General features: G+C 63.4%; 8 protein-coding genes and 1 pseudogene. 5 read left to right on the forward strand and 4 right to left on the reverse strand.

Annotated elements, in window-relative coordinates; all coding sequences use genetic code 11:
• Positions 1-70 precede the first annotated feature (70 nt).
• Positions 71-406, reverse strand: a pseudogene (locus PX554_RS26080) (transposase); the annotation flags it as partial.
• Positions 407-443: 37 nt separating this feature from the next.
• Positions 444-3296, reverse strand: a complete 2853-nt coding sequence (locus PX554_RS26085) for an SIR2 family protein (protein ID WP_275504989.1) — start codon at positions 3294-3296, stop codon at positions 444-446.
• Between PX554_RS26085 and PX554_RS26090 the strand changes: the two genes are divergently transcribed.
• Positions 3192-3650: a hypothetical protein gene (locus PX554_RS26090; RefSeq protein WP_275504991.1), complete on the forward strand. Its 459-nt coding sequence runs from the start codon at positions 3192-3194 to the stop codon at positions 3648-3650. The genes PX554_RS26085 and PX554_RS26090 overlap by 105 nt on opposite strands.
• A gap of 111 nt (positions 3651-3761) precedes the next feature.
• Here the strand turns inward: PX554_RS26090 and PX554_RS26095 are convergent, their stop codons facing one another.
• Positions 3762-4883 carry a hypothetical protein gene (locus tag PX554_RS26095; RefSeq protein WP_275504984.1) on the reverse strand — a complete coding sequence of 374 codons (1122 nt, stop codon included), beginning with the start codon at positions 4881-4883 and terminating at the stop codon, positions 3762-3764.
• Between the two features lie 153 nt (positions 4884-5036).
• On the opposite strand from PX554_RS26095, the gene PX554_RS26100 reads away from it, so the two are divergent.
• Entirely contained in the window at positions 5037-5534 is a 498-nt protein-coding gene (locus tag PX554_RS26100; protein ID WP_275504985.1) for a hypothetical protein, read from the forward strand.
• A gap of 52 nt (positions 5535-5586) precedes the next feature.
• Here the strand turns inward: PX554_RS26100 and PX554_RS26105 are convergent, their stop codons facing one another.
• Positions 5587-7515, reverse strand: a complete 1929-nt coding sequence (locus tag PX554_RS26105; protein WP_275504986.1) for a cytochrome c/FTR1 family iron permease — start codon at positions 7513-7515, stop codon at positions 5587-5589.
• A 264-nt stretch (positions 7516-7779) separates the two neighbouring features.
• Here PX554_RS26105 and PX554_RS26110 point away from each other — a divergent pair, with 264 nt between their 5' ends.
• From PX554_RS26110 to PX554_RS26120, 3 genes are all read left to right on the forward strand, one after another.
• Entirely contained in the window at positions 7780-8268 is a 489-nt protein-coding gene (locus PX554_RS26110) for a sigma-70 family RNA polymerase sigma factor (protein ID WP_275504990.1), read from the forward strand.
• A 125-nt stretch (positions 8269-8393) separates the two neighbouring features.
• Positions 8394-9035 carry an anti-sigma factor gene (locus PX554_RS26115; protein WP_275504987.1) on the forward strand — a complete coding sequence of 214 codons (642 nt, stop codon included), beginning with the start codon at positions 8394-8396 and terminating at the stop codon, positions 9033-9035.
• Positions 9036-9207: 172 nt separating this feature from the next.
• The gene (locus PX554_RS26120; RefSeq protein WP_275504988.1) at positions 9208-9819 is read left to right on the forward strand and encodes a hypothetical protein; all 612 of its coding nucleotides are present in this window, start codon (positions 9208-9210) and stop codon (positions 9817-9819) included.
• Positions 9820-10134: the final 315 nt, after the last annotated feature.

Consider the following 10134-nt stretch of genomic DNA (forward strand, 5'->3'; position numbering starts at 1 on the left):
TTGAAATCCGTCATCGTTCCGTCCGTCCAATCTCCGCCAAGCATGCTCAAGCTTCACGATTTTTGCAACAGAGCCCCACCGAGTGGCGCCCCTTCTTCGGCAACGCCGTGTCGTCGATGACCAGGAAAGCGTCGTCGCCGCCGACCAGGCGATCCGCTTCCGTCAGGAGAGCCCTCTCCAAAGGCGCGCTGTCCCAGACGCCCGCCGCGACAAAATGATGAAGCTGGTCGTAGCCGACCTCGCCGGCGCGAGCCGCCATAGGCTGCACGCTCTTGCGGTCACCTGGACCAATCAGACCAGCAATATACAACGGGCACATCCTGCGCCGCGCTGGATGCGACAGCCCGACCAGGAACGGTTCAAGCCATCGCTCCAGATCGATCCGCCAGCTCTCGTCCACCGCCATCGTAAAGGATCCGTCAGCCTACACTGACACATCCGAATCAATGACGATTCCTGTCGGTTCCTTCAACCTGCCAAAGTAGTGCTAGGACATCGAGCACCGCTTTGCGCACGGCGCCTGTGACCACCCGCAGGAGTTGACGGATATCGGCCGCGCTGATGCCCCATTCCGGCTCGGCATCACCGCGAAGTTCGGCAAGCGCCGGCCGGAGCAGGACCGCGGCGACTTGCAAGGCATTGTCGATCCCCGGGCGTGCCTCACGGATGGCCTTCAGGATAATGGCGGGGATCGTCTGGGTCAGCTCGGGCGTGATCGCGGCATAGGTTATGAACACCGCACGCAAGCCTGGCCCTTCCGCGTCATCGTCCAGTCTCGGCAGGAGGTGCGCCTCCACCAGCGTGGACGCGACGCGCTGGAGGAAGGCCATGTGCTGGATGAGTGCCACGCGCGCATAGAAGCCCGGCCTGTGCGGCGCAGCGGCAATGCGCGCGAGGCGTTCACGCTGCAGAGCAATTTCGGCGCTTTCGGCAGCTACGCCCGCTTCAAGCTCGAGCAGGAGGACGCGCACGAGCCGCCCGACAGGGTCATTCATCACCGCGCTTGCGAGGTCGGCATGCTCGGCCGCCTCCCGCGTGTCGCCGCCGAGGCTTTCCCAGAGCCGGTCGTACCAGGTCTCACGATCGGCGAGCTGGGCGCGCGGCCCGAAAAGGAAAATGTCGACCACGGAGCCGGTGACGGGGCCGAGCTCGTCGGCGGAAAGTGCGGCGAGCTTGGCGACGGCCTCCACGGCGATTTCGTCGCGCACCGCCTTGCTCGTCTCGTCACCGGTGCTGATGGCTGAGAGCAATGTGTCCCACAAATCGAGATTGACCGGCGTGAGTGCGGCGCCGGCGAGCGTTTCATAGGCGCCGCGCGGGTCAGTGCGGCAATAGGTGCTCCAGCCTTGGCGCTGCTCGATGTCGCTGCTCTCAACCTGACGCTGGACAATCTCCAGTCGGTCTTGCGGCGCTGCGCTGGTGATCGGCGCGATGTCGCCGACCACCCGGCGCACGCCGCTCGCATAGGTGGAGAAGAAATCGCGGTCCTGAACCGGACGATCGAGATAGGGACGCCGCTGCCTGATTGCGGCGAGCGCAGCGGCGCCATCCGCCGACAGCACGCCCGCCTGCTCAAGCGCGCTCAGGCGGAGCCAGACCTCATTGTCGCGGGCACGCGCACGCCAGTCCGGCTGCCCTTCCTCGACCGGGTAGCGAGCGAAATAGTCGTCGCCGGTTTCGCGAATGCGCTGTTCGACGGCGGTCACGAGCGCGCCGTCGGCAGCCCCTGCGCGATCGGCAAGCAGCTTGGCGATCTCGCGGCGGATGACCCAGAATCGGGTATTGTCGAGTTCGAGGAGGTAGCCCATCGCCTCATCCGCATCGAAAGCGGCGGGGTTGCGCATCGCATGAAGTGTTAGGCGTGCGCCGATGCGACCCGGCATATCCAGCCATAGTGCCGCGATGCGGCGCGTCTCCGCTCGGTTCGCCGCGGCCGCAAGCGCGAAGGCGCCGACGATTACGCGTACGAGCGGCTGGACGCCGCCATGGAGCGTATTCTGGGGATGTTCCTCGACCGAGGGGACGGTGAAGTCGCTGTCGTCCGCGTCACCCTGGATGCGGTCGAGGCCAACGGCTTGAGCAACGGAGCCGATCAAGGCGGTGGTCGCGCAGGCGAGAACCCTCGGCGCGTGATCGTGGATCCCGATCAGCGTTTCGATAAGTTCGGGCACCTCATCGCGATAGTCGCGGCCGAAATCTACGCGCGCGAGATCTGCGAGGCGCGCCGGCGGTTCCGCATCGATGGTATCGGCGGCATCCTCTTCCGCGTCTAGGCCCCTGAATGGCCGATCCAGCCGCAGAACCGGCGTGAGCGCTGCCACAGCGCTGCGGATATCCTCCTCCAGCACGAGGCCGGATTTCAGTCGCCCTTTGAGCGCGAAAAGATGGTCCTCCAGCGCGAACGAGTCAGGCGTCCGGATATAGGCGAATTGACGCCAGGCCTTACGCCAGACGGGATCCACCGGCTGGGCCTGGTCCAACCGGACAGACAGGCGCTGTGTGAATGTGTTGCCGAGACGGTTTTGCCAGTCGACCGCGGTGAGGAAGCGGGTCCGATCCGCGAAATTCCTCGCGACCCAAGTGGCCACCGTCCATTCGGCTTGATTGCGGTTCCACAAGCTGTTGTCCTCGAAAACCGTGAACCAGGATGGATCCTCGATCGTCTCGACGGCGATCTTCCAGGGATCGGTACCGCCGGCGGCCAGCCATCGCAGTTCTGCGAGTAGCGGATCTGTGAGGGTCGCCGCAGGTCGGCTGAGGATCGCGCTCAAGCGCCCTGCGCGATGCGCATTGGGCCGCTCTACCAGATCGGCCAGCGCAGCGAGATCCCGCCATAACGGTGCGTGATCGCGCGCCAGGGTTTCGGGATTGATCTCGCAATAGGGGATGGGCGTCACCGCAACCGTGCCCCAAGGCTTCTCCGCCTCCTCCGGATCGTTCGTATAAGGTGCAAAGGCGTAGACAGGCTTCAGGTCGGGGAAGCGCTCGCGGTCCGCTTCCAGCACATTGAGGAAATAGCGGACCGGGGCATCGCCGGCGCTGTAGCCTAGCAGCACGATCGTCATGCAGCGGGCAAGATCGAAGAGGAAGCGCGAGGCCCAGCCGCCACGCATATAGGCATCGCCATAGTCGGCGCTGGTCAGGACAAGCGGAGTGGCTTCAAGGGAGAGTTGTGCGTCGGCAAGCCGGCCATGGAGATGGATGATTCCGGAGAACGCCGCGCCGCCGGGCGCCGGCAGCGCCTGGCCGGCGAAGCTCGCTGCCTCGACATCAGCGGCGGGATCGGCGTCGAGCATCGCGCGCTCAAGCAGAGTGTCGAAATTCGTGGTGACGGTGAGGACGCGGTTACCGAGGTCGCGCGACAGGCGCAGTACGGTCTTGTGCTGATCGAGCTGCGGTGCGGCTGGTACCGCCAGCGCAGCACTCGCGGCACGCGCCATCGCGCGGGGGTCGGCCATACGGCGGCCGATCGATCCGAGCACTTCCTCGTAGCGCTTTTCATCATAAGCGAGCGTCTCCGAGGCGTTGAGTGGTTCACCAAGATCGCCCGAGACTGTGTCGACCAGTTGCTGAAAGGTGGGGAGCTGTGGCGCGCTGATGCCGGTACCACACAGGAAGACGACATCGCCCGAGAGCATGGCGTCGATTAGCGCGGCAGGAAAGAGCGGGCCTTCGCCTGAGAATCGTAGAGTCAAGCGTTTTGCTCCTTCAGCGGCAGTTGGCGCACTGTCACACGCGCGGATGATGCGGCAACAGCGCGCTCATCCTTCCGTGGGAACCTCGGTGATATCGCCGATCTGCTCTATCGGAGCCACGACCAGGCCGTCGCTGCCGACCATCGTCAGGTCGCCGATGACCTGACGATGTAGCGGCTGCAGCGGCTGGTGACGGAGATGAGCGTTAAACATCTGCTCGTCGAGGCCGACGAAACGGACCAAATCCGGATTGGGTAGCAACGCCGCCAATGCCTTCGCCCGATCAAGATCGAGGTCGAGCAGGCCGAATGGGGTGATGATCGCGCCCAAGAAGCCTCGCTTTGCATCGTCGTCTCCGGCGAGACGGACACGCCTGCGCGACGCTGGAGTGATGACGCCTTCCTGGTCAGACTTCAGCAGGCCGAGACCGCGCGCGGTCAGGAAGATGTGCGACTGCGCAACCGCTTGGACGAGATCGTCAGTCTCCTCGGGCGTCAGTTCTTCGCCCTCGGTGCTCGGATCATAGGCATAGAGGTAGGGCGATCTCGGCCCATGTTCTATGCCCCAGCGCGACATCACGGCCCATCCTTTCACGCTACGTGGCGTCCAGGTCATCGGGCCCGACGGGTTCGGCGTGCCGCGCAGGATAAGGGTGCCGCGGATTTGCTCGATGGCCGTCTTGATCGGCCCCGGTCGGCCGCCGGCGACGGCACCGCTTGCCTGGTGCGACCCCTTGGCCTCACCGAGCGCCAGGGCACCGGGCCGGGCGCAGATCCAGTCCGGCATGTCGCGCTTGGCGCCGGGATATCGCGTGATCATCCATCGCGGCGAGAGAAAGACATGATCGCCGTCTATCGGATGGAACCAGCTAAAGTCGTGAAACAGGCTGAGATAGGCGCGTGCGAAAAAGCGGCCGAACATACCGGAGAAAGCACGCCGCATCTCCTTGCCGAGGCCTGGCCCGGTCCCGCGCCAGACGAGATCGGGGCCGCTCGCCAACAGGTCGTCGAAGAAGGTGGCGAGCGCCGTCGACCGGGGCGCCGTCTGAAGGATCTCGCCCCAAGCGCATCGTGCGACGTCCAACGTATCGAGGGTCAGTGCAGGTCTGGGTGTTCCGACTGCGGTTTGCAGTGCGGGCGGACAAGCCGTGTGCGGCCAGACCAGGTAGGATTGCTGGCGGATGCTCAACCGAGCCCTCCATGCTGCGGCTGCGCCGAAGCTTCCGTCGTGCGGTTCACCCATCCCTCCGTTCAGTCTGTATGATCTTCAAGAGACCGGTAGGCCGCTTGTCCAGTCGTTTCGCAGGCGTTACCGCCAATATGGAAAGGAAAGCCTAAAGGCATGCGTGTCGCGGGCGGAGACAATGCGATGAATGCCTGGAAGAGCCGCGACTATTTTGCCGAAATGTATGTTGCCGGTGTCATGGCGGATGCCGGTTGGAATATATATTTTCCTCATCGCGATCAGGGCTTCGACTTCATCGCGACGCTCGCAATAGATGGCGGCACGATCGTCCGCCCGGTTCAGGTGAAGGGCAAATATCCGACCGAAGGTAAGACCGACAAGGCGCGCTATGGCTATGTCGGCAAGGTCACGGCCTTCCATCCGGATATGGTATTGGCACTCCCGCTGTTCGCCGGGTTGGGCGACCCAGCGCCCAAGCTTGTGGCATGGATGCCGGTCGAGGAAATTCGGTCAATGACCAAGGACCGGTGGCGTTGCGAACCAGCCCGGTTTCTGGGCGGCGAACCCGAACCGCGCGCGGGTTTCGCGCATTTCTTCGGCGAAGCTGGCCTGACGCGGCTTGCCGCCTCGACCGGGATCGATCCGCTCGCCTGACCGCAGGCTCCCGCGACGGCGTTGGGGTTTGCGGCTTTCCCGCCTGCGCGCGTTAGGCTGCCCCGATTGCACGGCTCGTCTTGCTCCGGTTCCAGGCAAAGCCAAGGATGAGCAGAACGATCATGACGAGCTGAGCGATGATCGTTTCGCGGGTGGGATAGAGGCCCAGAAATTCGTTGCGCGGAAAGCCGGGCCATGGCGTCACCGGCAGATAGCCGGCCTCCTGAAGCGCCGCGGAGCCTTTGCCGATCAGCACCACCGCCAGCGCTGCGATCAGCACCGCACTATAGGCGAAGAATTTACCGATCGGCAGGGTGCGGCTGTAGCGCATCATAACAAAGCCGATGACCGACAGGACCAGGATCGCAGCGAGCGCTCCGGCAATCACCGCGCCACCATTACCCTGGCTCCAGATCGAGGCGTAGAACAGGATCGTCTCGAACACCTCGCGGTAGACGACGATGAACGCCAGGGCGAAAAGAAACCATGCAGATCGCCGGTTGAGCGCACGTCCAAGCGTCTCGTGGATATAGCGCTGCCACGCCTGTGCATTGCTCTTGCCGTGCATCCAGGTGCCGACCCAGAGCAGTACGAGTGCCGCGAATACCCCGCCGAATCCTTCGGTCAGTTCGCGGCTCGCGCCGCTGATCGTGATGAGCCAGGTTGCCGCCGCCCAAGTTGCGGCGCCCGCGGCCAGCGCGGTGATCCAGCCTCCATGGACATAAGGCAGCACATCGCGGCGGTCGGCCTTTGTCAGGAAGGCGATCATCGCAGTGACGATCAGCAGGGCTTCGAGGCCTTCGCGAAGCAGAATGGTGAAGGCAGCGACGAAGCTGGAGGTCGTTGATGCCTCGCTCGGAGCCAGCGCCGTTTCTGCATCGGCGAAGAAGCCGTCGAGGGTGGCAACACGCGCCCTCACCTCCTCCACTGACTCGCGCCTTGCGATGCCGGCGCGTACGCCAGCCATCGCGCCTTCGATGCGGATCATCAAGGCATGGTCGCGTGCTGACAGCACGGCTTCGACCGGCTCGAAGCCGTCGAGATAGGCGGAGAGCGCCAGGTCGGTTGCCGCCTTGTAGTCACCGCGCCCATAGGCCATCAATGCGTCGTCGAGCCGGGTGCGGGCCAGCGTCAACGTGCCGGCCGACCGGGTGATGGTCGTCGCCTCGGGATGGCGGCGAAGATAGGCGGCGAGGTTCCGTGCCTCATCTTCGCCGATCTCGCCCGCAAGCGCCGCCGGAGTCGTGCTGACCAGCTTTTCGAGATCGACGCGCTTGCGAAGATCGGCATCGCGATCCCACAGCGCCTTGCCGGCTGCAGCCCGGTCGTCTGCATAGGCGAAGGATCCAGCGTAGAAGGCAAGTGCCCATCGGTCGCTGGGCGGGAGGTTTGCAAAACTTGCCATGCTGGTGCCGTCCAGGCCCTGCTCGATCACCTGATAGAGCGCGAAAATGCTGCGCTCTCGCGCCCGCGCCTCGTCGCTGAAGGCGATCGGCGGTGGATCGAGGGCGCCCGACTGCGGTCCGTGACCATCGCCTGTCGCGCCGTGGCAGATCGCACAATGTGCGGCGTAAAGCGCCTTCCCGCGCGCGAAGTCCGGCGCCACATTTGGGGCCAAGGGTACGGGATAGGCTTTGATGAGGCTGGCCGCGAGGCTTCTGGCGGACGTGGCGATCACGTCGGCCGAGGCTTTCGCGGCGATGTTCTGTTGCAGTGCCGCCGCCTGTCGGTTCAGATCCGCTTTAGCCGAGGTGGCCGGAAGGTCGCTGATCAGCTTGGATGCGGTTGCCGAGAACTCCTGCATTTCGGCATATTCGGCGTCGTTGACAATCTTCCCGTCCTTGATCGCCTCGGGATAATCGACGGCAACATAGTCGAGCAGCCGCCAGACCGTTTGAGCGGGTGTCGTTTGCGCGAGAGCCGGTGGAGCGCCGAAAGCCGAAAGGAGAGAGACGAGGACAGCAAGGGCACGCAAGAACATTGGACAACTTCATTATTAAGAATCGTTCTCATCTCCCTAGCCAAAAGCCCTCGCCTGGTCGAGGCGTGATCCCCTGATGCGCGGCGCAGGGTCGGCCGAACCCTCCATCCCCTTCTCCGGACATGAGCGTCTGATGAGTCATGCGTTCCGCCCCTGACGCGATCGCTCATCGCGAGCCGGGAATAAAATGGCGATGCGATTGTCCATCCTATATCATGGCGCGAGGAGACACCGCTGAACGACCTTGTTGAGCTGCTGCAGCCCCTGGTTCCCGGCCTGCGCCGTTATGCGCGTGCACTCCTGCACGACGCGACCGCGGCCGATGATCTGGTTCAGGACTGCCTTGAACGCGCCATTTCGCGATGGAACCAGCGGCGTGGCGATGCCGTGCGCCCATGGCTCTATGCCATCCTGCACAATCTCGCCGTCAATCGCCTCAAGCAGAGGTCACGCCGCGGGGCGCACATGCCAATCGATGCGGTGCCGGAGGGCGTATTCGCGCAGGCACCGCGGCAGGACCAGGCACTTCATCAACAGGATGTGCTTCGCGCGATCGAACGGTTGCCGGAAGATCAACGTGCCGTGCTGCTCCTCGTGACAGTTGAGGATCTCTCCTATGAGGACGCGGCCGCCACGCTCCAGGTGCCGGTCGGGACGATCATGTCCCGACTTTCCCGGGCACGCGAGAGGTTGCGCCGCATTCTCGACGGAACCGAGCCAGCGATGATCTCGCACCTGCGGAGAGTGAAGTGACCAGCGGACCCATCACGGAAGACGATCTTCAGGCGCATATCGACGGACGCCTGGAGGCGCGCCGCGATGCCGAAGTGCGAGCATGGCTCGCTGCCCATCCCGCCGAACTGGCACGGATCGAGTCCTTGCAGCACCAGCGTGACGTGCTGCGGCGCGCGTTCGCACCGGTGGTAGAAGAGCCGATCCCGCCGAACCTGCTGGTCGAGCATTTGGTCGTGCGTCCGCGCAGAGGATGGGCGAGCGCATGGCAGGCGGCTGCCGCCGCGATCTTGCTGGCCATCGGCGGCGCTGGCGGCTGGACGCTTCATGACCAGATGCGTCCGACGCGCGGCATCGCCGCGCTCGCGCAGGAAGCGACAAACAGTTATGCCGTCTACGCACCTGATCGCACACGCCCTGTCGAGCTCGCGGCAACCGACCGCGCCCAGCTCATCGCCTGGGGAACCGAGCGGCTCAACCGGCCTGTTGCGATCCCCGATCTTTCGTCTGTAGGATTTAAGCTGCTTGGCGGGCGTCTCGTGGCGACGCCCCACGGCGCCGGACTGCTCACCATGTACGAGAACGCAACCGGCACTCGGTTGGTGATGCTCACGCGACCAATGAGCGTGGATCAGAACCGGCCGATGTCCGAAGAGATGGATGGCACCGTCGGTTCCGTTACCTGGTCGCGTAACGGTCTCGGCTACAGCATCGCGGGCGCCCTCCTCCCCGAGCGCATCCATTCGATCGCGGATCACGCGCGCGAACAGCTTTTGAGCGAAAGTTGAAGACTGCAAAGCGCGCGGCCGTCGTGCCGAGCTTCTTGCTCATCCACTTTGATGGTATCGGCCAGGTTGTCCGGAGTTGCTTATAATTCTTCCGGCGAGAGGGTCACAGGTTTGTTATATCTCACAAATAACAATCGCCTGAGAACATGTTTTGGGGAAAGTAATTAGGCCGATGGCACCGCTTCCAGAGAGTTTCCGAGCCTTCGCCTATCAAAGCGGAATCGATCGTATTCGGGATGCCTTTCGTGCGTCAGTCGCAACGATGGAGACAGCACGGCAGAATGCCAATGAGGCTCACACGCGCTACCTCGAAAGCGGTGAGGATGATCGGGAGTATGATGAAGAGGGTGTACTCATTCGCAGCACCGCACATGAACTCGACTATGAGACGCTGAACGCGACGCTAGCGGTTACCGTCGTGCGCGAAGCATTCGTCACCAGCGCGTTTCACTATTGGGAGGTATCGGCCCGGGGATGGACCGGGCTCAACGGGCAGCACGACAACTTCAATCCGCTCTGCAAAGCATCGGCAAAGTGCTATGCGATCAGCCCGCAACTGATTGTAATCAATCACCTTAACAATACGATCAAGCACAACAACGCTTATCATGCCCGCGAGCTTGCCAAGCGCCACAAAGGCTACTTCTCTAGACTGCCGGCTAGCGCGATGCGGAAGAGCAGCGGAGGCAGCGATGAGGAAGTGTGGACGTGGACGCTACAACTTTCAGATGCTCATGTCGAAGAGGCGCTTGAGATAGTGCGGGCCTCAGGACCACAATACTGACCGCCCAACTCTGCAATCAACCGGGACATGGCAGGTTTCGGATCAACATGTGCTCGTGCCGGTGACCAAGCTGGACAGCCCGATCGTTTTTGGGGCACCGGCGCAAGGATCGCTTTTCACTCCATCGCCGATCCGAGTCATTCTGGTGGCGATCGGGGTCGGAGAAGCTTCTAGGCCGCGATGCACGCTGCCGATCCGGCCGGCTATGGCGGTGCTACCGGACGACTCAAACCGCTAGATAGTGCCGAGCGGCAACAACTGGTGAGTGATCGCTCGCGAAGCGGCGAAGGTGACCAGCGTGCCGCAAATAATTAT

This window comes from Sphingomonas pollutisoli (genome assembly GCF_029167165.1).
Classification (GTDB): domain Bacteria; phylum Pseudomonadota; class Alphaproteobacteria; order Sphingomonadales; family Sphingomonadaceae; genus Sphingomonas; species Sphingomonas pollutisoli.

Excerpts from the sequence above, each read along its gene's own strand:
- PX554_RS26085 (WP_275504989.1), bottom strand. The coding sequence starts at position 3,296 with ATGCTCGACGCCGATCCCGCCGCTGATGTCGAGGCAGCGAGCTTCGCC.
- PX554_RS26105 (WP_275504986.1), bottom strand. The coding sequence starts at position 7,515 with ATGTTCTTGCGTGCCCTTGCTGTCCTCGTCTCTCTCCTTTCGGCTTTC.
- PX554_RS26120 (WP_275504988.1), top strand. The coding sequence starts at position 9,208 with ATGGCACCGCTTCCAGAGAGTTTCCGAGCCTTCGCCTATCAAAGCGGA.
- PX554_RS26100 (WP_275504985.1), top strand. The coding sequence starts at position 5,037 with ATGCGTGTCGCGGGCGGAGACAATGCGATGAATGCCTGGAAGAGCCGC.
- PX554_RS26090 (WP_275504991.1), top strand. The coding sequence starts at position 3,192 with ATGGAGATGGATGATTCCGGAGAACGCCGCGCCGCCGGGCGCCGGCAG.